Here is a 24227-nt window from a genome sequence, read left to right on the forward strand (position 1 = left end):
GAAGTGAAATGAGTGCTCTGCAGACGGCATTTAGTTTTTTGCGATACTATTTCATTTTCTTCTCCAGTAACGTAATCCCCTGATACAGCACTGCCGATACAATACAGAGAATTACAATGCTCATCACAACGAGATCCATCTTAAAGACCTGGGAACCATAGATAATCAGATATCCGAGCCCTTTGTTGGCGGCGAGGAATTCGCCGATAATAACGCCCACCAGGCAGAGCCCCACATTGACCTTCATATTGCTGATAATCAGCGGAACCGATCCCGGCAGCAGGACCTTTGTAAGGACATCCTTGCGCTTTCCGCCCAGGGAGTAAATCAGTTTAATCTGATCCGGATCCGTGTGGCTGAAGCCGTTATGAAGCGTCATAATGGCTCCGAATACGGCAACTGACACGGCGGCAACGATGATTGTCTTGATGTTATTGCCCAGCCATACGATGAGGATCGGGGCCAGGGCCGACTTAGGCAGACTGTTGAGCATGACGAGATACGGCTCCAGAATGTCGGAGAGGCTTTTGCTGGACCACAAAAGGATTGCACCAAGCAGTCCTATGGCGACGACGAGAAAGAAACTGATCAGCGTTTCCATAATCGTGACACCGGTGTGTAAAAAAATACTGCCGTCCTTCACCATGCTGATAAAGCAGAGTACGATTCGGGACGGAGAACTGAAGATGAAGTCGTTGATAATACCCAGTCTGGCACAGACTTCCCAGAGTACCAATAAAATAAAAAGAAGCAGAATGCGGCAGACTGAGACAAATCTGCGGCGGCGTTTCTGCCTTGCGATAAATTCCTGCTGGGCCAGGGTTTCATGTAATTCCATGAGACACCTCCTGTTAGGGAAAAGAATTGTTAATTTTGGAGAACCTTCCAGACCTCGTTGAAATAACCTGAGAATTCCGGATCGTTTCTCCGTTCAAGAGGACTTAAATCCGGAGTGGAAAACGGGGTTGGCAGAATTCCTTTAATCCTTCCGGGCCGCTTTGAGAGAATGACAATGCGGTCGGCAACACTGACGGCCTCCGACAGATCATGGGTGATCAGGATGGCTGTCTTACCTCTTCCCCTGATAATCGTGCTGATATCATCGCAGACGGAGAGGCGTGTCTGATAATCCAGTGCAGAAAAAGGCTCATCGAGGAGAAGAATATCGGGTTCCAGGGCCAGGGTCCGTATGAGGGCGGCACGCTGCCGCATTCCACCCGACAGTTCGGATGGACGGGCATTTTCAAAGCTGCCGAGTCCATAGGAAGTCATCAGCTCCTGAAGGTTGTTTTTGTGGCGTTCGTCCATCTTGTGCTGAATTTCCAATCCAAGGGAGGCATTGGAGAGAATCGTGCGCCATTCAAACAGGTGATCCTTCTGGAGCATATAGCCGATCCTCACCTTGCTCTCGGAGAGAGGGATTCCGTCTATGAGAATTTTACCCTCGTCCGGTTTGAGAAGCCCGCTGAAAAGGGACAGGAGAGTGGACTTGCCGCAGCCGGACGGTCCGACAATGGCAATAAACTCTCCGGTGCTTACGGTAAACGATATATTAGAAAGAGCCTGAGTTTCCCCATCCATCGAATGGTAGGAATAACAAAGGCCTGAAACTTCCAGTTTTGGAATCATGTAACACCTCTTAAATATACTGGCTTTAGTTTAAGATATGTGGATTTTACAGGGACGTGAGGCCATGAAGGGGGAATCATGATGATTTTTGGTTGCCGTTGAACCTCGTGTGTAGTAAAATAATTACCAGAAATACAGGCCGGTTCTTACACGGCTCTGTAAAGATACGGCCGGAGCCGGGAAAAGAGGCGTTACGTGGCAGTGACGGAGAAGAAATCAGGCAGCACGCCGGAGAAAACAGACAGGAAACAGGATTTTACGCAGGGCAACATTGTGAGGCAGATTGTGGCGTTCACGCTGCCGTTAATCGCATCCAGCCTCCTGCAGGCCCTTTATAATATGGTAGATATGGTGATTGCAGGCCGTTTTGCAGGTCCTTCCGCCATTTCAGCCATCAACAATTCCAGCCAGATTCTGGTGATCATTACGAAGATTGCCATCGGAATCACCACCGGCGGAAGTGTGCTGATTGGGCAGTTTTATGGAGGTAAAGACAGTAAGAGCAGGGAGGAGGCGACCGGGACGCTTGTATCCCTCTCGGCCATACTGGGCGTTGCCTTCTCTCTGATTCTGTATGCCATGTCCGGGGAAATATTAAGGCTCCTCCAGGCTCCCGCTTACGATGAGGCGCTGGTCTATCTGAGAATCTGTGCCGCGGGAATGTTTTTCGTCTACATATACAATGCATTTTCCTCTCTGCTGCGCGCCGTGGGCGACAGCAGGACACCGATGCGGATTGTCATTGCAACGACGGTACTGAATGCCGTATTGGATGTGATTTTTGTCGGAACCTTTAAAATGGGAGTGGCGGGCGCGGCACTTGCCACGGTAATAGCCCAGATACTCAGCGCCGTGCTCAGCCTGGCGGCTATTGTGAGGGAAAAAGAGCTGATCCGCTTTACACTTGATTTCCTGAAAATCAGAATGGGGATGCTGAAGGAGACGCTGAAGGTCGGAATTCCCAGCGCCGTGCAAATGACGATAGCCGGGTTCTCCTGGCTGGTGGTGACCTTTTTGATTAACCGCTACGGCACCGATATTTCGGCCGGAAACGGAGTGGCGATTAAGATTAAAGATATGTGCCAGCTTCTGCTCAGCGCCATGTCTACGGGAGCCGTCTCCGTAATCGCGCAGAATCTGGGCGCCCGCCTCTACGACAGGGCGAAGGAGGTCATGTATACGGCCATGAAGATGGCTCTGGTGGTGAGTCTCGCGACAATCGTTCTGGTGGAAATCGGAGGCCCCTGGCTGGCCGGAATTTTCACCGATGATCAGGCGGTAATCGCCAATGCAGTGCTAAATATGCGGATTGAGATTTTCGGCCAGGTATTCTATGCTATCTTCCTGATTTACCATGCGATGATGATCGGCGCGGGCCATTCCACATTCGCGATGATGTCCAGCTTTACGAACTGCATTATCTTCCGGGTGATTCTGGCTGTTTCCTTCGAAAAGCTCTGGGGCCTTGAAGGAATTTACATCGCCTGCGCCATTGCGCCGTTTTCCTCGGTGCCGTTCGGATATTTATATATTAAGTCGGGAATCTGGAAGAGGAGCCTCATTAAGCAGCGTGGGAATAATGTGAGTGACCAGCATCTGAATGAATGACACCTGAAACAGAGGCTCCGGCAGTAATAAACAGCTTCATGAACAGACAGTAAGGCAGTTATATCATCTCGGACATGGTATGACTGCCTTTTTTGGGGCCGGACCGGAAAATGCAATATCTTTTATCAGTCTCCGCAGAATGATCCGACAAATCGCTCAGGACTATCAAAAGAGCGTGCACCGTCAGATACTGACGCTGGAAAACCGCAGGGAAGAGGTGTATACTCTTAAATAAGTAGAAACAACAGTAAAAATGCAGAAAGAAAATGACCCTTCTTTGTTTTTCACCGCATTGCCATATTTGCAAAAATTTCATAGAATTTTCATTCCATAAATAAGGGAATAGTGATAAGATAAAAAATATGAAAAAACGGCAAGGAGGTACCGATGCGTAAATACATGATAGCAATGGTCCAGATGGACACGCAGAATGATAAAGGAGAAAACCTGAGGAAGGCGGAGGCCTGGATTGATGAGGCGGCATCCATGGGTGCAAAGCTGATCTGCTTCCCGGAGGTCATGAACCTGATTGGCCGTAATGTGGGAGAGGGCGGAGGCAAAGAACAGATTCCCGGATATACCACGGAAGTCCTTTGCAGAAAAGCAAAAGAACATGGAATTTACATTCACGGAGGCAGCATAACAGAGGAGCTCCCCGGCGAAAAGCGTTCCGCCAACACCAGCGTCCTGATTTCTCCGGAGGGTGAAATCCTTGCAAGATACAGCAAACTCCATATGTTTGACATTACCCTGGCGGACGGTACGCCGTTTAATGAATCGGACAAGGTTCAGCCCGGGGAGGAGATTGTAACCGTTGAAACGGAACTGGGGATATTCGGCATGTCGATCTGCTATGATGTCCGTTTCCCTGAACTTTACCGCCTGATGGCGCTTAAGGGGGCACAGGTGATTTTTGTTCCTGCCAGCTTTACCATGCCGACCGGAAAGGATCACTGGGAGCCGCTTCTTCGGGCAAGAGCCATAGAAAACGGCTGTTATATTGTAGCGCCGGGGCAGATTGGAAAGAAACCGGCCTATGTGGCCTATGGAAACAGCCTTGTGGCCGATCCATGGGGAACCGTGGTGGCCAGGGCGAAGGATGCGCCGGGCATCACCTATGCGGAGATCGATTTGGACTATCTGGATCAAATCAGAAAACAGATTCCTTCTTTGGAAAACAGGAGAACCGATTTATACAGCGTGAAAAATACAAAAGAGAGTTTATAGGAAAGGGGAAAAAGATGGAAGCATTACAGGCAATCAAAGAGAGAAAAAGTTACAGAAGCACCTTTAAACAGGAACCGATTCCGAGGGAGGATTTAAAGGAACTGGTGGAAGCCGGATTTCTTGCGCCGTCGGGCTGTAATATGCAGACAACCAAATTTATCGCCGTGGATGATCCGGAGCTGGTAAAAAAGCTGGCCGACATTTACGGTCATGAGTGGGCGGCCACGGCGCCCGCAGCGATTCTTTTACTGACAAAGCATACGGTTGCCCCGAGCGGCGAATCGTACCATATCCAGGACTTTGCTGCCGCCGCGGAAAACATTTTGATCGCCGCCGCAGCCAAAGGATATGCAACGACGTGGATAGAGGGCCAGCTTCACCACAATGGTGAGGACAGGAAGATGGCAGAACTGCTGGGAGTCCCCGGGGATCTGAATGTGGCCGTTTATATGCCAATCGGCATCCCGGCGTCCACGGTGCCTGCGGCAAAAAAGAAGACGTTTGAAGAGAGAGTATGGTTTAACCGATATGGTGAGAATTAGTTGAAAAAGGTGAATGCCGGCGCAACTCCAACGATTGTTATCGTTCACTTCCCGCTTTAAAAGAAAGCCTTGCACTTTATCGAGAAAGGTGTTATACTTAGCAAGATAACATAATAAACTGACTAGAGAGAGTGGACAGAAGTCCACTCTTTCACTTTGTTCAAAGTCCGGTTCGGGATGCTGCGGCGGAATGATGGGCAGCAGAGAAAAAGTCGGTTACCTGCTAAAAAGGTGGTGTAAATATGACAAAAAGAGAGCAATATGAAAAAAAAGTAGAATCGTGGCTGCTTCCCCTTCTGGAGGAACACCATTTTGAACTTGTGGATGTGGAATACGTCAGGGAAGTCGGAGTATGGTATCTTCGCGCTTATATTGATAAAGAGGGCGGAATTACCGTTGACGACTGTGAGATTGTCAGCAGAAAGCTGGGAGAATGGCTTGATAAGGAAGACTTCATCGACGACAGCTATATTCTGGAAGTCAGCTCCCCCGGTCTTGGAAGACCGCTTAAGAAGGAAAAGGACTTTGTCAGGAATACAGGAAAAAGTGTGGAGATAAAGCTTTACAAACCGCTTAACAAACAAAAAGAATACACAGGGGTTCTCAAAGCCCATGATGCAGATACGGTTACAGTTACATTAGAAGACGGCAATGATCTGGTGTTCGCAAAGACGGATATTGCTTTAATACGTCTGGCCTTTGATTTTTAGACGGTAGGAGGATAAAAGAAAATGAATAAAGAGTTGATTGAAGCGTTAAACGTGCTGGAGAAGGAAAATAATATCAGCAAAGATATTCTTCTGGAGGCAATTGAAAATTCTTTACTTACAGCCTGTAAAAACCATTTTGGTAAAGCAGACAATGTAAAGGTCACCATCAACAGGGAAACCGGTGATTTTTCCGTTTATGCCGAGAAGGAAGTTGTTGAGGACGTGGAAGATCCGATGCTGCAGATCAGCCTTGCGGAAGCAAAGATGATGAACGGCAGATACGATCTTGGCGATATTGTCCATGTACAGATTAACTCCAAAGAATTCGGAAGGATCGCAACACAGAATGCGAAGAATGTGATTCTTCAGAAAATCCGTGAAGAAGAAAGAAAAGCGCTTTTCAATGACTGGTACTGCAAAGAGAAAGATGTTGTTACAGGAATTGTGCAGCGTTATGTAAACCGTAATATCTGTATTGACCTTGGAAAGATCGATGCTATTTTAAATGAGAGCGAACAGGTGAAGGGCGAGGTATTTAAACCGACGGAGCGCGTTAAGCTGTATGTACTGGAGGTAAAGGATACGAACAAGGGACCGAGAATCACGGTTTCCAGAACCCATCCCGATCTTGTTAAACGCCTTTTCGAGTCGGAAGTGGCGGAGGTAAGAGATGGCACGGTTGAGATTAAGGCGATCGCCAGAGAGGCGGGTTCCAGAACCAAGATCGCGGTATACTCCAATAACGAGGATGTGGATCCGGTCGGAGCCTGTGTCGGTCTTAACGGAGCAAGGGTTAACGCGATTGTAAGCGAACTTCGCGGAGAGAAAATAGATATTATCAACTGGGATGAGAATCCTGCCTACCTGATTGAGAATGCCCTCAGCCCGGCCAAGGTTATTTTCGTTGCCGCAGACGAAGATGCAAGGGAGGCGCAGGTGATTGTTCCTGATTACCAGCTTTCACTGGCAATCGGTAAAGAGGGACAGAACGCAAGACTTGCCGCAAGACTGACCGGTTATAAGATCGATATCAAGAGCGAGACCCAGGCAAGGGAATCCGGACTTTTAGACGATCTGGAACTGGGATATGAGCAGGGCTTTGAGGGATATGCGGACGAAAACTTTGAAGGTTTCGGTGACGAAGCTTATACAGAGGAGATAACTGCAGACGAAAGCATTGAGACGGAAGCGGATACGGAGCAGGCCGTCCAGACGGCGGAGGATGCCGTCCGGGAGGAAGAATAAACTACCTGGAACAGTAAAATGTGACGCGCAGCGGGAAAAGAAAAAGAAGATTGGGAAGTGAGAATCGTTGAGTACAAAGAAGATACCGCAGAGACAGTGCATCGGGTGCGGAGAGATGAAGAACAAGAAAGAGATGCTCCGGGTGCTGAAAACAACCGACGAACAGATCATAATTGATGCCACAGGCAGGAAAAACGGCCGGGGCGCCTACATCTGTCCATCGATGGACTGCTATAAAAAAGCGGTGAAGAATAAAGGACTGGAGCGTTCTCTGAAGATGGCCATTCCAAAGGAAGTATATGAAGCATTGGAAAAGGAGATGGACAGCATTGGAGAACAATAAAAAGATATTTAACCTTCTGGGCCTGGCCACCAAGGCGGGGAAAACCGCCAGCGGCGAGTATATGGCTGAGAAGGCGGTAAAAAGCGGAAAGGCTCATCTGGTTATCGTATCGGAAGAGGCATCCGACAATACCAGGAAGATGTTCCTGAATATGTGTACTTACTACAAAGTCCCGATTTACTTTTTCGGAAAAAAAGAAGAGCTGGGGCATGCAATGGGAAAAGAGATGCGCGCATCTCTGGCCGTACTGGATGCAGGTTTTTCCAAGGCACTCGTGAAACAGATTGAGCTGAACGGAGGTAGTGAGTATGAGAGTTAACGAATTGTCGAAAGAACTGGGTAAAACCAATAAAGAAATTTTAGAAATATTACAGAAGAATCAATTTGATGTCAAAAGCCACGCATCCAGCATTTCGGATGAACAGGCAGCTTTAGTAAAAAGAACGCTGTCGTCAGGGCATGCATCACATAAGGCGGCAACGCCGGTGACGGGGACTTCAAAACCAGGTACAGGAAAGGCGGAAACGAAGCGAGTGGAAGAAATTAAGAAAGAGCCAGTAAAGGCAGAAATAAAAGAAGCAGAGACAAATGCGGCTAACAGGGCGGAAGGAACGGCTGAACCGCCGAAGAAGAGAATCGCGGCAGTATACCGTCCGCAGAACAGCACCCAGATGAGAAATAATAACCGTCCGGCGGGACGTCCCGCACCACAGCAGAAAGACAGACCGGTTCAGGCCCAGAGTGTTGCCGAGACCGTAAAACCGGCAGCGCCGCAGAGCCAGCCGGCAGCAGCTCCAAGCCCGGCGGCAGCTCCAAGTCTGGCAGCAAGTCCGAGTCCGGCGGCAGCTCAGGCTCCACAGACCCAGGCACCTGCACCGCAGGGCAGCCAGGGAGGCTATCAGGGAAACCGAGACGGCCAGAGGACCGGAGGCTACCAGGGCAACCGAGACGGCCAGAGAACCGGAGGCTATCAGGGCAACCGTGACGGCCAGAGGACCGGAGGCTACCAGGGAAACCGAGACGGCCAGAGGACCGGAGGCTATCAGGGCAACCGCGACGGTCAGGGCGGAGGCTATCAGGGCAACCGAGACGGCCAGAGAACCGGAGGCTATCAGGGCAACCGTGACGGCCAGGGTTACCAGGGCAACCGCGGAGGTTACCAGGGCAATCGTGACGGCCAGGGTGGAGGCTATCAGGGAAACCGAGACGGCCAGAGAACCGGAGGCTACCAGGGAAACCGTGACGGTCAGGGTTATCAGGGCAACCGCAGCGGCTACCAGGGCAATCGTGATGGTCAGGGAACCGGGGGCTACCAGGGCAACCGCGACGGTCAGAGAACCGGAGGTTATCAGGGAAACCGAGACGGCCAGAGAACCGGAGGTTATCAGGGCCAGGGTGGAGGCTACCAGGGCAACCGCAGTGGTTACCAGGGCCAGGGCGGAGGCTACCAGGGCAACCGAGACGGCCAGAGAACCGGAGGCTACCAGGGTAACCGCGACGGTCAGGGTGGAGGCTACCAGGGAAACCGTGACGGCCAGAGAACCGGAGGCTACCAGGGTCAGGGCGGAGGCTACCAGGGCAACCGCGGAGGTTACCAGGGCCAGGGCGGAGGCTATCAGGGCAACCGCGGAGGTCAGGGCGGAGGCTACCAGGGCAACCGTGACGGCCAGAGAACCGGAGGCTATCAGGACCAGGGCGGAGGCTATCAGGGCAACCGCGGAGGTCAGGGCGGAGGCTACCAGGGCAACCGTGACGGTCAGAGAACCGGCGCTCCGAAGCCATCATTTGACGGACCTGTAGTACAGAAACCACAGAATAATAAGCAGAATAAGAACGCTTATAAGAGTGATAAATACGATAAGAAGAACCACGATGACGGGACACACACAAAACAGGGCAAGGGCGGAAAGAATACCAAGGCTCCTGTACTGCCGCCGCTGCCACGCAAGGAAGAGCCGAAGGTGGAGGTGGTTAAGACCATCATCATTCCTGAGGTAATCACGATCAAAGAGCTGGCTGAGAAGATGAAGCTGCAGCCATCCGCAATTGTAAAGAAACTGTTCCTTCAGGGAAAAGTTGTAACAATCAACCAGGAAGTGGATTACAACCAGGCAGAAGAAATCGCCATGGAATTTGACGTACTCTGCGAGATGGAAGAGAAGATCGATGTCATCGAAGAACTGCTGAAAGAGGAAGAGGAGAACGAGGAGGATATGGCTGAAAGACCGCCGGTAGTCTGTGTAATGGGTCACGTTGACCATGGTAAAACCTCCCTTCTGGATGCGATCCGCCAGACCAATGTAACGGCCAAAGAGGCAGGCGGCATCACGCAGCACATTGGCGCTTATATGGTGGAGATTAACGGACAGCAGATTACGTTCTTAGATACGCCCGGCCATGAGGCATTCACGGCTATGCGTATGAGAGGCGCCAAGTCCACCGATATCGCAATTCTCGTAGTTGCGGCAGATGACGGCGTTATGCCTCAGACGATTGAGGCAATCAACCATGCCAAGGCGGCCGGCGTTGAGATTATCGTTGCGGTAAATAAGATCGATAAACCAAGCGCCAATATTGAAAAAGTAAAACAGGAATTAATTGAATACGAACTCGTTTCAGAGGACTGGGGCGGCAGCACGATTTTCGTTCCCGTATCAGCCCATACAAAGGAAGGTATCCCGGAACTTCTTGAGATGATCCTGCTTACCGCCGAAGTGAAAGAATTAAAGGCAAATCCGAATCGTACGGCCAGAGGACTTGTAATTGAGGCAGAGCTCGATAAGGGCAAGGGTCCTGTAGCCACTGTTCTTGTCCAGAAGGGTACACTCCATGTAGGAGATCCGATTGCGGCAGGCGCCTGCTATGGTAAAGTGCGTGCAATGATGGATGATAAGGGACGCCGTGTTAAAGAGGCGACTCCGTCCACACCGGTTGAGATCCTGGGACTGAACGATGTTCCGAAGGCCGGAGAAGTATTTGTTGCAACCCCAAGCGAGAAAGAAGCAAGAAGCTTTGCGGAAACATTTATTTCCGAGGGTAAGAATAAATTAATTGAAGATACTAAGGCTAAATTATCATTAGACGATCTGTTCTCACAGATCAAAGCCGGAAACGTCAAAGAACTTCCTATCATCGTAAAAGCGGATGTACAGGGTTCGGTAGAGGCGGTAAAACAGAGCCTTGTCAAACTGTCCAACGAAGAGGTAATGGTAAAAGTGATCCACGGCGGTGTCGGCACGATCAACGAGTCCGATGTCAGCCTGGCGGCGGCATCCAACGCTATCATTATCGGTTTCAACGTGCGTCCCGACGCTACGGCGAAATCCATCGCAGAGCGCGAGAAAGTGGATATGCGTCTGTACCGCGTAATTTATCAGGCCATCGAGGACGTGGAAGCAGCCATGAAGGGCATGTTAGACCCGATCTACGAAGAGCAGATTATCGGCCATGCCGTGGTACGCCAGACCTTTAAGGCATCCGGCGTCGGAACGATTGCAGGTTCCTATATTCTGGACGGTAAATTCCAGAGAGGCTGCAAGGTGAGAATCACCCGTGACGGCGAGCAGACCTTTGACGGCCCGCTGGCATCCCTTAAGAGATTCAAGGATGATGTCAAGGAAGTCAACGCAGGATATGAGTGCGGTCTTGTATTTGAGAAGTTTAACGACATCCAGGAAGACGATATGATCGAGGCATACGCAATGGTAGAAGTTCCCCGCTAAGGGGAGCTCTGCCTGACTGATGACGGCGCCCGGCAATTCAGCACCGTTAGAAAGAGAGGCATGAAACATGCGCAAAAACAGCATTAAAAATACCAGAATCAACAGCGAAGTCCAGAGAGAACTGAGTGAGATTATCAGCCGTGAATTAAAGGATCCCAGAATCCACCCGATGACGACCGTCATTTCGGTGGAGGTAACTCCGGATCTGAAGTTCTGCAAGGCATATATCAGTGTGCTCGGCAATGAAGAAGCCGGCAAAGACACGATCCAGGGCCTGAAGAGCGCGGTGGGCTTTATCCGCACCCAGTTAGCCAGAAGAATCAATCTGCGCAACACCCCGGAACTCACCTTTATTCTGGATCAGTCCATCGAATATGGTGTCAATATGACAAGGCTGATCAACGAAGTGACGGCGGGTCTGGGTGATGAAACACAGACGGAAGAGGAAACCGGAGAAGAAACTCCTGAGGAGGATTCCGAAGAGTAATCTTCGTTACCTGTAAACGGAAACATCCATGACACTATTTAAGCGGGAGATGATATAGAGGATGAGTAATTTATTAAATGAAGTACTTGACGGTGTGAACAGCGTTGTCCTTTTGGGACATCTCCATCCGGACGGCGACTGTGTCGGCACCTGTCTTGGAATTTATAATTATCTGTCGGAAAATTATCCGCAGCTTACCGTGGAGCTTTTTCTGGACCATCCGGCCGCAAAGTTTTCCTATTTAAAAAATTTCGATCAGATTAAGACGGAGTGGGAAGATGGACGCGCCTATGAGCTGTGCATCACGATGGACAGCAGTGACACGGAGCGTCTCGGCGTTTTCCTCCCGTATTTTGAGACGGCCGGGAAGACGTTCTGCATCGATCACCATGTGACTAATGTGGGTTTTGCAGAAAAGAACCATATTATTTCCACTGCCAGCTCCAGCAGCGAAGTATTGTTCGGCTTACTGGCGGAGGACCGGATCAGCAAAGAGACGGCAGAATGCCTCTACACCGGCATCGTCCACGACACCGGCGTTTTTAAATACAGCAACACCTCCAAAAAAACAATGGAGATTGCCGGAAAACTGGTGGATAAGGGACTGAACAGCGCCAAAATCATAGACGACAGCTTTTACCGCAAGACCTATGTCCAGAATCAGGTTTTGGGCCGGGCGCTTCTGGAAAGCTTTCTGTTCATGGACGGCCGCTGTATTTTCACCGCTCTGAAACAGAGAGACCTGGATTTTTACGGGGCCGACAGCAATGATCTGGACGGAATTATCGACCAGCTCAGAATCACGGAAGGTGTTGAGTGCGCTGTATTTATTTATGAAAAAGAACCGCATGTATATAAGGTAAGTATGCGTTCCAACGATTATGTGGATGTCAGCAGGATTGCATCCTACTTTGGAGGAGGCGGACACGTGCGGGCAGCCGGATGTACGATTAGCGGCAGCGCCTACGATGTGCTGAATAACCTTTCAAAGCATATTGAACAGCAGATGAAAGAGCATGAAGACAAATGATCCATGGAATAATTAACATCTATAAAGAACCGGGATATACATCCCATGACGTGGTTGCGAAACTGCGCGGGATTTTAAAACAGAAAAAAATCGGCCATACGGGAACACTCGATCCGGCAGCGGAGGGAGTGCTTCCCGTATGTCTCGGAAAAGGCACAAAACTCTGCGACATGATGACGGATAAGAGAAAAACTTACCGTGCCGTCATGCTGCTGGGCACCGAGACCGATACGCAGGATACGACCGGCACCGTGCTCCGCGTAAGAAGCACCGGAGAACTGACGGAAGAACAGGTGAGGGAAGCCGTGCTGGGATTTATCGGCCATTACGAGCAGATCCCTCCAATGTATTCCGCATTGAAGGTAAATGGCAAAAAACTCTATGAGCTGGCCCGTCAGGGAAAAGAAGTGGAGAGAAAAGCCAGGCCGGTGGAGATCTACAGTCTGGAAATTGAGAAAATGGATCTTCCGAGGGTCACGATGAGCATAAACTGTTCCAAGGGAACTTATATCCGCACACTGTGCTACGATATCGGCACTGTGCTGGGATGCGGCGGCTGTATGGAAAAGCTGGTCAGGACAAAGGTGGACCGCTTTGAGATTACAGAAAGCTTACGCCTCGATGAGGTAGAAGAACTTACTGCTGCGGGACGGCTGGACGAAAAGATCGTTCCGGTCGATCAGATGTTTTCTTCCCTGCCGGAATTCGTCTCCGAGGGGGACGAACTGGACAGGCTGCTGCACAACGGAAATTTTTTCTCCCGGGATTTTATTCCGGGAACGCTTGTGGATGAGTGGATGCACAAACTCCAGGGCGATCCGGAATATGCGGCGGAAGAAGTGGAGGATGCGGAAAACGTAGAAACCGAAGAAAGTTGCGGCGATGCTGGAGACAGCGGCATGGCTCAGGAACTGCGGATCCGTGTTTATGACAGTGGACGCCGTTTTGTAGGAATTTATTCATACGCCGAAGAAGAAAATAAGTGGAAACCAAAGAAGATTTTTCTGGGAGGAGATTGAGATGCAGTACATTACCGGAACCAGAGAATTTCATATAGAAGAACCGACCGTCGTCACGCTGGGCAAATTCGACGGCCTGCACAGAGGCCATCAGAAGCTGCTGAACGAAGTGTTCCGTTTCAGGGAAAAGGGATATAAGACAGCCGTTTTTACATTCGAGACGGCTCCCGGGACTCTGATGAAAGGAAAACTTCAGACAATGATCACGACGAATGCCGAGCGGAGGGAGAATCTTCAGCAGGCGGGGATCGACTATCTTGTAGAATATCCGTTTAATCAGGAAGTGGCACATATGCAGCCGGAGGAATTTATTTCCCATATCCTGGCAGGCCAGATGAAGGCAAAAGCCATTGTTACCGGAACTGATTTCCACTTTGGATACCAGCGGCAGGGGGACGTGGAACTCTTAAAGAGACTGGCCTCCAAATACGGCTATGAGATGGTCGTCGTGGATAAAGCGCTGGACGGCGAAAGAGAGATAAGCAGTACTTATATCAGAGAGGAACTGGCCGCAGGCAATATCAAAAAGGCCAATGAACTTCTCGGATACACCTATATGATCCATGGCCGTGTGATCCACGGCAGGCATCTTGGTTCAACCCTCGGTTTTCCGACCGTCAATATCGAACCCAGGGAGCAGAAACATCTGCCCGCCTTTGGGGTCTACCTGTCCAAGGTGGTAATCGACGGTGAGCTTTACAAAGGGATTACGAATATAGGAAGAAAGCCTACGATAGAGGGGCAGCACCCGGTAGGTGTGGAGACTTATATTTATGATCTGAGCGCTGATCTGTACGACAAATGGATCGAGGTAAGGCTGACGGACTTCATCCGCCCGGAACTGAAATTTTCCGGTGTGGAGGAGCTGAAGGAGAGAGTGCTGGCCGATAAAGAGGCCGGACGGAAAATGCATGAGAGGGCAGCAAGATAATTGACAATAAAGAAATTGACAATAGAGAAATTGACAATAGAGAGAGCCGGAAGATTACATCGTATGATGCACCTTCCGGCTCTTTGTTGAGTGGCAATGAAAAGTTCGCGAAGCGTGCTTTTCGTTGTTTGTAATTTATATCGCTATATCCATTTTCCGACTTCTTCGCAGACGAGCTTTATGTAGCCGCTCAGGGACATGTCGCTGCATCCCACAACCGTATGGTGGCAATGCTGGCTGACCGGGATCAGAATCTTGTGGGCGCGGCTGCTTCCGATAGCGGAGGACATCGCCGGTGTGATCTCACCGAGCAGGGAATCCGCAATGACGATTCCCAGGGGACCGATAATGATATCGGCATCCCGGCAGGCGACAAACACGGGATTTTCTCCGGTTGCACCCTGATCGGCTCCGGCCTTCAGCATGGCGGAGGTGGCGATACTGTTGGTGCCGATGGCGGTTAGAGGCAGATCCGGGTATGTATTTTTCAACTGTTCTACCACTGTTTTCCCCATCCGGCCGCCCTGGCCGTCAATAACTACGATTTTTTTCATAAAAATTGACGAATCCTTTCCGCTTTTTAAAATAATACCCCAGTATATTTTTACCAGCATATCATAAAAAATGTCAAAAGGGAAGAGAAAAACGCATTTTTTTGGTTTACAAGGCGGAACTTTTCTATTATAATCTTGATAATGCCTTACTGGGGCCTTTAACAAGATGAAGGTTCCGAACGGCTTTTGAAGAAAGTCCGGAGAGCGGGCCTTTGTTGATAACGGTGACCTGTGCGCGGAGCGTGCGGCCTATCGCTGAAAATGTAAACTGCAGACAATGAGAGGGAAAAAACATGAGGAGAAACGACATTCACAAAGTGATGATTATCGGTTCCGGTCCAATTATTATCGGACAGGCATGCGAGTTCGATTATTCCGGAACTCAGGCGTGCAAGGCGTTAAAAAACCTTGGTTACGAGATTGTACTGGTAAACTCTAATCCGGCTACGATCATGACGGATCCGGAGACAGCAGATGTGACCTACATCGAACCACTTAATGTTGAGAGATTGACACAGATCATTGATAAAGAGAGACCGGACGCATTACTTCCGAATCTGGGAGGACAGTCAGGTCTTAACCTTTGTTCCGAACTGGCAGCAGCAGGTGTTCTTGATAAATATAATGTAAAAGTAATCGGAGTTCAGGTCGATGCAATCGAGCGTGGTGAGGATCGTATCGAATTTAAGCATGCAATGGAAAGCCTGAATATTGAGATGGCAAGGAGTGAAGTTGCCTATACGGTGGAAGAAGCTCTTGCAATTGCCGATAAGTTAGGTTATCCGGTCGTTCTTCGCCCGGCTTACACGATGGGCGGCGAGGGCGGCGGCCTTGTATATAATGTAGAAGAATTAAAAACAGTCTGTGCGAGAGGCCTTCAGGCCAGTATGGTTGGCCAGGTGCTCGTCGAAGAATCGATCTTAGGCTGGGAAGAATTAGAGCTGGAAGTTGTACGTGATGCCAAAAACAATATGATTACCGTTTGCTTTATTGAAAATATTGATCCTCTTGGCGTTCATACCGGTGACTCATTCTGCTCTGCACCAATGCTTACTATTTCAGAAGAAGTCCAGAAACGTTTACAGGAAAAATCTTATAAAATTGTCGAGGCGATTGAGGTAATCGGCGGAACGAACGTGCAGTGGGCACATGACCCGAAGACAGACCGCGATATCGTAATTGAGATTAACCCGAGAACGTCACGTTCCTCAGCGCTGGCATCCAAGGCAACAGGATTCCCGATTGCCCTTGTATCAGCCATGCTTGCAACAGGACTTACCCTGGATGAAATCCCATGCGGCAAATACGGCACACTGGATAAATATGTTCCGTCCGGCGATTACATCGTAATCAAATTCGCACGCTGGGCATTTGAGAAATTCAAAGGTTCCGAAGATAAATTAGGTACTCAGATGAAGGCCGTAGGCGAAGTCATGAGTATTGGAAAGACATACAAGGAAGCTCTTCAGAAGGCAATCCGAAGCCTGGAGAGAGGATGTTACGGCCTTGGCCATGTGAAAGACTTTGACCAGAAGAGCAAAAAAGAACTTCTGTCCATGCTTCATGTACCGACCAGCCAGCGCCAGTTCATCATGTATGAGGCTCTGAGACAGGGTGCGACCGTTGAAGAACTTTTCGAATTGACAAAGATTAAACACTATTTCATCGAGCAGATGAAAGAACTGGTGGAAGAGGAAGAAGCTCTGATGCAGTATAAGGGCCAGGTACCTCCTGTGGAAGTACTCCGCCAGGCCAAACTCGACGGATTTGCAGACAAGTATTTAAGCGAAATCCTGGAAGTTTCCGAAGAAGATATCAGAAATGCCAGAACAGCGGCCGATATCGTGGAAGGCTGGGAAGGCGTTCATGTAAGCGGGACGGAAGATTCTGCTTACTACTACTCCAGTTATCATATTAAAGATGAGAGCCCATGCAGCGACAATAAGAAGATTATGATTCTCGGCGGCGGCCCGAACCGTATCGGCCAGGGTATCGAATTCGACTACTGCTGCGTTCATGCTGCAATCGCACTGAAAGAGCTCGGTTTTGAGACAATCATTGTAAACTGCAACCCGGAGACCGTATCCACAGACTATGATACATCCGATAAGCTTTACTTTGAGCCTCTGACACTGGAAGATGTATTAAGCATCTACCACAAGGAAAAACCTCTGGGCGTTATCGCACAGTTCGGTGGACAGACGCCGCTCAACCTGGCAGCCGACTTAAAGAAATACGGCGTGACAATTCTCGGAACCACACCTGAGACAATCGACATGGCAGAGGACAGAGACCTGTTCCGTGACATGATGGATAAATTACACATTCCGATGCCCGAGTCAGGCATGGCTGTCAATGTAGAAGAGGCCCTTGTGATTGCAAACCGCATCGGTTATCCGGTAATGGTACGCCCATCCTACGTACTCGGCGGACGCGGAATGGAAGTTGTACATGATGATGATGCCATGACATATTATATGAAGGAAGCCGTCGGCGTTACTCCGGACCGTCCGATTCTGATTGACCGTTTCCTGAACCACGCGACAGAGTGTGAGGCAGACGCCATCAGCGACGGAGTGGACGTATTCGTTCCGGCCGTGATGGAGCACATTGAGCTTGCCGGAATCCATTCCGGAGACTCAGCCTGCATCCTTCCGTCCAGAAACCTGACAAAAGATCAGGTGGACACCATCCGCGACTACACAAGCCGTATCGCAAAAGAGATGCACGTTGTCGGACTTATGAATATGCAGTATGCAATCGAAGACGGAGAGGTTTATGTACTTGAGGCGAATCCAAGGGCATCCAGAACCGTTCCACTGGTTTCCAAGGTCTGCAATATCAAGATGGTAAAACTGGCAACCGATATTATGACCTCCCACCTGACGGGAAGGCCTTCACCGGTTCCGACACTGACCGAGAAGAAGATTCCTCATTACGGAGTAAAGATGCCGGTATTCCCATTCAAGATGTTCCCTGAGGTTGACCCGGTGCTCGGACCGGAGATGCGTTCAACAGGAGAAGTTCTCGGAATGTCCACAAACCTGGGCGAGGCGATTTACAAAGCACAGGAAGCGACACAGACAAGACTTCCAAGCTCCGGAACCGTACTCTTAAGCGTCAACGATATGGACAAACCTGAACTGATTGAGGTTGCAAAGGGATTCTATGACTGCGGCTTCAAGCTGATGGGAACAGGCAGAACATACGATATCATGGCGGCCGCAGGACTTCCGGCAGAAAAGATTGCCAAGATTGACGAGGGCCGCCCGAACATCCTTGATAAGATTACGAACAAGAAGGTTGATATTATTATCAATACTCCACTTGATAAAAAGGGAATGGGAGACGACAGCTATATCAGAAAGGCAGCTGTTAAGGGTAAAATTCCTTATTTTACCAACATGGCAGCTGCAAAGGCAACGGTCCAGGCTCTTAAGACTATTACAAAGAACGGGGATATTGAAGTGAAGTCACTTCAGGAGTTCCATAAAGAGATTAGATAAGCAATTGTTTTGAATTAGATAACCCGCACGGAATGTCTGCCTTATTGGATTGGTAGGGATTTCGGGCGGGTTATATTGATATAAGGATTTAACTGAGGTGAGGAGGACGCGTCCGGAACGGACCATGTCCGGTGTGGTGAGGGGGCTGGCTGAGTCTTTTGTCCCCGATTGGAGGTTGTTGTGAGGGGGGAATCCGGCCGGAATGAATTGTTACGGGGACCGCTCGCGCTTTTTGGAGTGCGCAGCGGTCCCAGGCTCGAAAAGACCTCGCCAGGTACCGGCGGACTCCCATATCCCCTGCACAATTAATTCCGCCTCCTTCCCCCGGTAGGTTATCGCCGGGGACAAAAGACTCAGACGGAGGATTTCGCGGCACCGGACATGGTCCGCTCCGGACGCTGATTGTTTCTAACCTTAAATGGGGAGGACCCTGTCGCGGCCACTACGAAGCTGCGATACTTTTACGGTCTGACGGTATCTCACGATGAATTTGATAACAGATATTTTGAAGCATTCGGAGGAACATAGTGGTTGCGACGCTCCTCCTCCCCCTTTGAAGGAATAAGAACAATTCAGCGGCCGCAGGCCGGGGTTCGGGATGGCGAAAACCTCGGCGTCTTCAGTCCCGGTCCATAACCTTCCTGTGGGGAAGAAGGGAGAAAAAGATTCCGGAGGGAACCTGGGAGTCCATCGGCACTTAGACGGCGTTCTTTGACGTCTTAGTACCGTTATGCACTCCAAAGAGCGCAAGCGTTTCCCGCAGGAACTTTTTCTGCCCGGATTCCCCACCCGCGACAACCTGCAAGCCGGGACTGAAGACTCACAACCTCCCTCTCACCATCCCGCCCCCCGACCGTCCCGGCGGCGTTCTCATTCCTCAATTAAATCCCCATTTAAATTTGTGGCGGTATCCAATATGAAGCACAAAAGCGCCGAACACGATTGTGCCCAGATAACTCAAATCCCCCGCCAGAATCCCAAAGCGTTCCGCTATCACGGAAAAAACAGGCTGCGTTGTGGGATAGTACGGTGTGATATAAAACATATCCGGGTACCCGTAGGGACTTGCCAGGATATTGATGGCAGTTGCAATGAGACAGCACACCAGAAAAATTCCGGTAGCCCCTGCCAAGGCGCGGTACGACGCAGCCCCCATATCGGAAAAAAGAATCAGCAGCCCGATGAAAACAAGCACAATATGCCAAAGAAAAGAGTGGAGGGTAAGAGTCCAGTAGGGATGCATCATCCCATATGGCGCCGCAAAGACGAGGATGCTGCCCGGCAGATTATAGCTGTACATAAAGGTGCAGAGAATGCGCTGCCATTTCCCTCCCGTTTTTCCCGTAAAGGGCAGAAGAAGGCAGAGATACATCGGGATACTGCAGAGCTGGAAGGGGAAATACCACCAGTCATAGCTATGGTGATTGACAACGTAGTAGAGAAAAAGCTGTTTATAACATTCCGATAAGGCAAGCAGTATTCCCATTATAAATAAAATCGCGACCCTTGAGGAATACGGAAGATGTCTGAGACGCCAGGCCAGAAGCGCAGCGGCAGCCAGGCCGAATATGGTAAAGCAAATATGAAATGCGGAAAAAGGCAGCGGCGGAGTCATGGGCCAGGCCGTTTTAAACAACCAGTCCTCCATAAAAACACCTCACTTTCTGGTATTACATTTTCACAGCTTTTTGCGGCCGGATGTAATCGTATCTGATGTGTTACTAGTTTGTAGTATAAACCCAAACGTGATATTTGCCAATAGTTGTAAATCATAAGGGGATATTTGCATAAAAATTCATAAACTTCTGGAAAAACGTAAAAAAAACCGAATTAGTACTTGATTATTTTCCAAAATACGTTATAATGAATTACTAGAAAACATAATTAATATTTATACATATTTAATGCATAAATCACACTTTTTAAACGAAAAAAACAAGGAAGTGTCCCGGAGATTAACAGCAGAATGCTTTGGGTAATGTATAATAAATCAATTTATGCATCTGATATGACAAGAGGAGGACAATTATGAAAAAACAGTTTTTAGCTTTAGCAATGGCAGCAATGATGGCGGCATCTCTCGCAGGATGCAGTTCGAAACCGGCAGAGACAAAGGCTCCTGAAACGGCAGCAGAGACACAGGAAGCAGCCGGTGAGACAACCGAAGCAGCAGATGAAACTGCTGAAGAGCCAAAAGAAGAGGCAGCGGCAGGCGGTGTGCTTGTTATGGGTACCAACGCAGAGTTCCCTCCATATGAATTTTATGAGGATAACGATATCGTAGGCATTGACGTTGAGATTGCAAAGGCAATCGCTGAGAAGATGGGCATGGAGCTTCAGATTGAAGATATGGCATTTGATGCAATTATTCCTGCAGTTACAAGCGGTAAAGCAGATTTCGGCGCAGCCGGCATGACAGTAACGGAAGAGCGTCAGAGATCCGTAGAATTTACAGACACATATGCAAACTCCAACCAGGTTGCAATCGTAAAAGAAGACAGCGCCATTACAGGTTCCGCTGATCTGGAAGGAAAGACAATCGGCGTACAGCTTGGAACAACAGGCGACGCACTTGCAACAGAGCTTAAAGATGCAACAGTAGAGCGTTACAACAAAGGTTTAGAGGCAGTTCAGTCTCTGACACAGGGCAAGATTGACGCAGTCGTAATCGATCAGGCCACTGCTCAGGCATTCGTTAAGAAGACAGAAGGAATCAAGATTCTGGAAGAGAAGATGTCGGAAGAAGAATACGCAATTGCAATCAAAAAAGGAAACACAGACCTCGTTGAGAAAATGAATGCTGCAATCGCTGAACTGAAATCAGAAGGAAAAATTGACGAAATCGTTGCAAAATACATGGATGCAGAGTAAAATATAAATTGCAGCCTGTATAAAAAAGCATTAAAAGGTCCTAAGGCAGAAACAGCCCGGCGGATAGAAATATAAATTAATGTACAAGGTAATATGGAGGCTGGTAACAGCCTCCATAAAATAACGCTAAAAGAGCAAGATAACGCTAAAAGGATAGATATCATTTAAAGAATACAAAAGTGCTGAATGATGATACGGATAAAGCAGTTAATAACAGATGACAGATAAGGAAAAAAGATATGTGGCAGAAATTCACTGAGGATTTTTATTTTAATTTTATTGAGAAGGATCGCTGGCTTTACCTGGTAGACGGCCTCAAGATTACGCTCACCGTAACGTTGCTGGCAGTAATTCTCGGTATTGTTATTGGCCTGATTGTGGGTGTGGTCCGTTCTACTTACGAGAAAACCCACAAACTGAAAATACTCAATTTCATATGTAATCTGTATCTGACGGTAATCCGCGGCACGCCTGTCGTAGTCCAGTTGATGATTATTTACTATGTCATCTTTGGAAGCCTCAGGGTGGATAAGGTTCCGGTTGCCGTACTTGCCTTCGGTATTAACTCCGGTGCTTATGTGGCGGAGATTTTCAGAAGCGGTATTATGTCCATCGACAACGGACAGTTTGAAGCCGGGCGGAGCCTGGGATTCAACTATCCCCAGACGATGTGGTATATTGTAATGCCTCAGGCATTTAAAAATATTCTGCCTGCGCTTTGTAACGAGTTTATTTCCCTGTTGAAAGAGACATCCGTTGCGGGCTTCATTGCCCTCCAGGATCTGACAAAGGGTGGGGATATCATCAGAAGTATCACATACAGTGCGACAATGCCGCTGCTTGCCGTCGCTGCCATTTATCTGATTATTGTAATTATATTTACCCAGCTTATCAAATGTCTGGAAAGGAGGCTGAGGCAGAGTGAACGATAATTATTTTGAACAACCTCTGATCCAGGTGAAGAATCTGCAGAAAAACTTTGGCCCCAATGTAGTTCTGGACGGAGTAACGGTAGACATTTATAAGGGAGACGTCGTTTGTGTCATCGGCGCTTCCGGTTCGGGGAAAAGTACTTTTTTGCGCTGCCTGAACCTACTCGAAGAGCCGACAGGCGGACAGATCCTGTTTGAAGGCACAGATATCACGGACAGAAAAACTGATATTAACAAACACCGCCAGAAAATGGGAATGGTATTTCAGCAATTTAACCTTTTCCCACATATGACAATTCTTGAAAACCTGACCCTGGCGCCAATGAAACTTCAGGGAAAAAAACGGGAGGAGACCGAGGCGGAAGCCATGAAGCTTCTGGAACGTGTCGGCCTTCAGGACCGCGCCGGCGCATATCCCAACCAGCTTTCGGGTGGCCAGAAGCAGCGTATTGCGATTGTCCGCGCACTTTGCATGAAGCCGGATGTGATGCTGTTTGATGAACCGACATCGGCGCTGGATCCGGAAATGGTCGGAGAGGTGCTGAGCGTTATGCGCGATCTGGCAGAGGAAAAGATGACCATGGTCGTTGTAACTCATGAGATGGGATTTGCCAAGGAAGTGGCGACGCGCGTTATGTTTATGGATGGAGGAAATTTTGCGGAGGAGAATGAACCGAAGGAATTTTTCGAACATCCGAAGAGTGAGAGATTACAGGCGTTTTTAAGCAAAGTGCTGTAAAACGTTCTATATAATTTATGTAACAGGCAGAACTCCGGGAGAGAAATTCTTCCGGAGTTTTTTCATGGAAATTTATATGAAAATTTATATGGAAAACTATACGGATAATTATATGGAGATTTCGGAAAAGGCATTTTGAAGCGGTACATCTCAACGGGTATTTTCCGGATAGGTGATTCATCAGGCAATCATTCACCAGGTGATGATTCGGTCCAGCAGAGCTTTCTGCTCCTGGCTGGACCGCGTGAGGTAAATTCGGGTGGTTTCTATACTGTCATGTCCCATCAGGTCAGCGAGAAGCGAGATGTCGTTAAAACGTTTTAGGAAGTTTTTCGCGAAACGGTGTCGGAATGAATGGGGATAAACGGTCTTGGGGTTGATTTTATAAAGCTTGGCAAAATGTTTCAGGCGCAGTTCTATGCCGCGCGATGTAATCAGGTTGCCGTGCCGGTTCAGAAAAATAAATCCGCTTTTGATGCCTTTTTCCATAAACCACGGAATTGCCTCTGCACAGAGGCTGCGGGGAAAATACAGACGCCGTATTTTTCCCCCTTTTGTATAGAGATCCAGATATCCGAGACGTAAATCTTCTATTTTAATCTGCAGCAGTTCGCTCACTCTGGCTCCGGTAGCGCCGAGAAAGCGGATGACAAAGTACCAGTACATATTTCCATCATTTTTCAGCTTTTTTTTCATCCGCTCATAATCCCTCTGGGAAATCACAGTGTCCAGATAACTTTTTTTCTGCTCTTTTACAGACTGCATCCGGTAGGAACCATCCCGGGTCTTTTTGACGGAATTTAGGTCTACCGGATCCAAAGAGTTGAAATGTTCCGTATAGGGCAGCATCAGGGAAGATGGAAGTTTCCCGATTTCCTGCAGATAGCTCAGGTAGCGGTTCATTCCATAGATCCTTGCATTTACGGTATTAAACTGATAATTTTTCAAAAGATATTCCCTGTAGCTCTTCAGACTCTCTACGGAAAGCTCATGGCCGAGTGAAAAAAAGAGGGAGACGGAACAGGCATAGGAGGTGATGGTCTTTGCAGAGCGCCCCTGTTTTTCAAGATGCACCCTGAAACCCTCCAATGAATTTTCGAGCAGTTCTTGCATAAATAACTCCTTTAGTCTT

The 24227-nt window shown here is 48.8% G+C and carries 21 protein-coding genes; 16 read left to right on the top strand and 5 right to left on the bottom strand.

Annotated elements, in window-relative coordinates:
* Nucleotides 1-46 precede the first annotated feature (46 nt).
* Both V3C10_05155 and V3C10_05160 read right to left on the bottom strand, forming a co-directional pair.
* Nucleotides 47-838: an ABC transporter permease gene (locus V3C10_05155; protein ID WVP63208.1), complete on the bottom strand. Its 792-nt coding sequence runs from the start codon at nucleotides 836-838 to the stop codon at nucleotides 47-49.
* Between the two features lie 29 nt (nucleotides 839-867).
* A complete protein-coding gene (locus tag V3C10_05160) occupies nucleotides 868-1629 on the bottom strand; it encodes an ABC transporter ATP-binding protein (GenBank protein ID WVP63209.1) in 762 nt (253 codons plus the stop codon).
* A gap of 195 nt (nucleotides 1630-1824) precedes the next feature.
* On the opposite strand from V3C10_05160, the gene V3C10_05165 reads away from it, so the two are divergent.
* The 12 genes from V3C10_05165 to V3C10_05220 all read left to right on the top strand — a co-directional run bounded on the left by V3C10_05165 (nucleotide 1825) and on the right by V3C10_05220 (nucleotide 14493).
* Nucleotides 1825-3237, top strand: coding sequence for an MATE family efflux transporter (locus V3C10_05165; protein ID WVP63210.1), 1413 nt, complete (start codon nucleotides 1825-1827; stop codon nucleotides 3235-3237).
* A 387-nt stretch (nucleotides 3238-3624) separates the two neighbouring features.
* Nucleotides 3625-4464 carry a carbon-nitrogen hydrolase family protein gene (locus V3C10_05170; GenBank protein ID WVP63211.1) on the top strand — a complete coding sequence of 280 codons (840 nt, stop codon included), beginning with the start codon at nucleotides 3625-3627 and terminating at the stop codon, nucleotides 4462-4464.
* Between the two features lie 14 nt (nucleotides 4465-4478).
* On the top strand, nucleotides 4479-5006 hold the full coding sequence (locus V3C10_05175; protein ID WVP63212.1) for a nitroreductase family protein: 528 nt from the start codon (nucleotides 4479-4481) through the stop codon (nucleotides 5004-5006).
* A gap of 242 nt (nucleotides 5007-5248) precedes the next feature.
* Nucleotides 5249-5716, top strand: a complete 468-nt coding sequence (gene rimP, locus V3C10_05180) for a ribosome maturation factor RimP (protein WVP63213.1) — start codon at nucleotides 5249-5251, stop codon at nucleotides 5714-5716.
* Between the two features lie 21 nt (nucleotides 5717-5737).
* On the top strand, nucleotides 5738-6961 hold the full coding sequence (gene nusA / locus V3C10_05185; protein WVP63214.1) for a transcription termination factor NusA: 1224 nt from the start codon (nucleotides 5738-5740) through the stop codon (nucleotides 6959-6961).
* Nucleotides 6962-7028: 67 nt separating this feature from the next.
* A complete protein-coding gene (locus V3C10_05190; GenBank protein ID WVP63215.1) occupies nucleotides 7029-7304 on the top strand; it encodes a YlxR family protein in 276 nt (91 codons plus the stop codon).
* Nucleotides 7291-7623, top strand: coding sequence for a ribosomal L7Ae/L30e/S12e/Gadd45 family protein (locus V3C10_05195; GenBank protein WVP63216.1), 333 nt, complete (start codon nucleotides 7291-7293; stop codon nucleotides 7621-7623). Before V3C10_05190 ends, V3C10_05195 begins: the two co-directional genes overlap by 14 nt.
* Nucleotides 7613-11026 carry a translation initiation factor IF-2 gene (gene infB, locus V3C10_05200; GenBank protein WVP63217.1) on the top strand — a complete coding sequence of 1138 codons (3414 nt, stop codon included), beginning with the start codon at nucleotides 7613-7615 and terminating at the stop codon, nucleotides 11024-11026. The genes V3C10_05195 and infB overlap by 11 nt, the downstream gene beginning before the upstream one ends.
* Before the next feature lie 67 nt (nucleotides 11027-11093).
* Nucleotides 11094-11513 (top strand): 30S ribosome-binding factor RbfA, encoded by a 420-nt coding sequence (gene rbfA, locus V3C10_05205; GenBank protein ID WVP63218.1) that lies wholly within the window; start codon nucleotides 11094-11096, stop codon nucleotides 11511-11513.
* 61 nt (nucleotides 11514-11574) lie between these two features.
* Nucleotides 11575-12543, top strand: coding sequence for a bifunctional oligoribonuclease/PAP phosphatase NrnA (locus V3C10_05210; protein ID WVP63219.1), 969 nt, complete (start codon nucleotides 11575-11577; stop codon nucleotides 12541-12543).
* Nucleotides 12540-13562: a tRNA pseudouridine(55) synthase TruB gene (gene truB, locus V3C10_05215; GenBank protein WVP63220.1), complete on the top strand. Its 1023-nt coding sequence runs from the start codon at nucleotides 12540-12542 to the stop codon at nucleotides 13560-13562. The genes V3C10_05210 and truB overlap by 4 nt, the downstream gene beginning before the upstream one ends.
* 1 nt (nucleotide 13563) lies before the next feature.
* Nucleotides 13564-14493: a bifunctional riboflavin kinase/FAD synthetase gene (locus V3C10_05220; protein WVP63221.1), complete on the top strand. Its 930-nt coding sequence runs from the start codon at nucleotides 13564-13566 to the stop codon at nucleotides 14491-14493.
* Between the two features lie 143 nt (nucleotides 14494-14636).
* Here V3C10_05220 and V3C10_05225 read toward each other — a convergent pair whose 3' ends face one another.
* Nucleotides 14637-15047 (bottom strand): DUF3842 family protein, encoded by a 411-nt coding sequence (locus V3C10_05225; protein ID WVP63222.1) that lies wholly within the window; start codon nucleotides 15045-15047, stop codon nucleotides 14637-14639.
* A gap of 293 nt (nucleotides 15048-15340) precedes the next feature.
* Between V3C10_05225 and carB the strand changes: the two genes are divergently transcribed.
* Nucleotides 15341-18553 carry a carbamoyl-phosphate synthase large subunit gene (carB, locus tag V3C10_05230; GenBank protein ID WVP63223.1) on the top strand — a complete coding sequence of 1071 codons (3213 nt, stop codon included), beginning with the start codon at nucleotides 15341-15343 and terminating at the stop codon, nucleotides 18551-18553.
* A gap of 877 nt (nucleotides 18554-19430) precedes the next feature.
* On the opposite strand, the gene V3C10_05235 is transcribed toward carB, so the two are convergent.
* Nucleotides 19431-20201, bottom strand: coding sequence for a YwaF family protein (locus V3C10_05235; protein WVP63224.1), 771 nt, complete (start codon nucleotides 20199-20201; stop codon nucleotides 19431-19433).
* Nucleotides 20202-20581: 380 nt separating this feature from the next.
* On the opposite strand from V3C10_05235, the gene V3C10_05240 reads away from it, so the two are divergent.
* From V3C10_05240 to V3C10_05250, 3 genes are all read left to right on the top strand, one after another.
* Nucleotides 20582-21424: a basic amino acid ABC transporter substrate-binding protein gene (locus V3C10_05240; GenBank protein ID WVP63225.1), complete on the top strand. Its 843-nt coding sequence runs from the start codon at nucleotides 20582-20584 to the stop codon at nucleotides 21422-21424.
* A 239-nt stretch (nucleotides 21425-21663) separates the two neighbouring features.
* Nucleotides 21664-22356, top strand: coding sequence for an amino acid ABC transporter permease (locus V3C10_05245; protein WVP63226.1), 693 nt, complete (start codon nucleotides 21664-21666; stop codon nucleotides 22354-22356).
* Nucleotides 22346-23095: an amino acid ABC transporter ATP-binding protein gene (locus tag V3C10_05250; GenBank protein WVP63227.1), complete on the top strand. Its 750-nt coding sequence runs from the start codon at nucleotides 22346-22348 to the stop codon at nucleotides 23093-23095. The genes V3C10_05245 and V3C10_05250 overlap by 11 nt, the downstream gene beginning before the upstream one ends.
* A gap of 192 nt (nucleotides 23096-23287) precedes the next feature.
* Here the strand turns inward: V3C10_05250 and V3C10_05255 are convergent, their stop codons facing one another.
* Nucleotides 23288-24208 (bottom strand): tyrosine-type recombinase/integrase, encoded by a 921-nt coding sequence (locus V3C10_05255; GenBank protein ID WVP63228.1) that lies wholly within the window; start codon nucleotides 24206-24208, stop codon nucleotides 23288-23290.
* Nucleotides 24209-24227 lie beyond the last annotated feature (19 nt).

Source organism: [Clostridium] symbiosum (genome assembly GCA_036419695.1).
Classification (GTDB): Bacteria; Bacillota; Clostridia; order Lachnospirales; family Lachnospiraceae; genus Otoolea; species Otoolea symbiosa_A.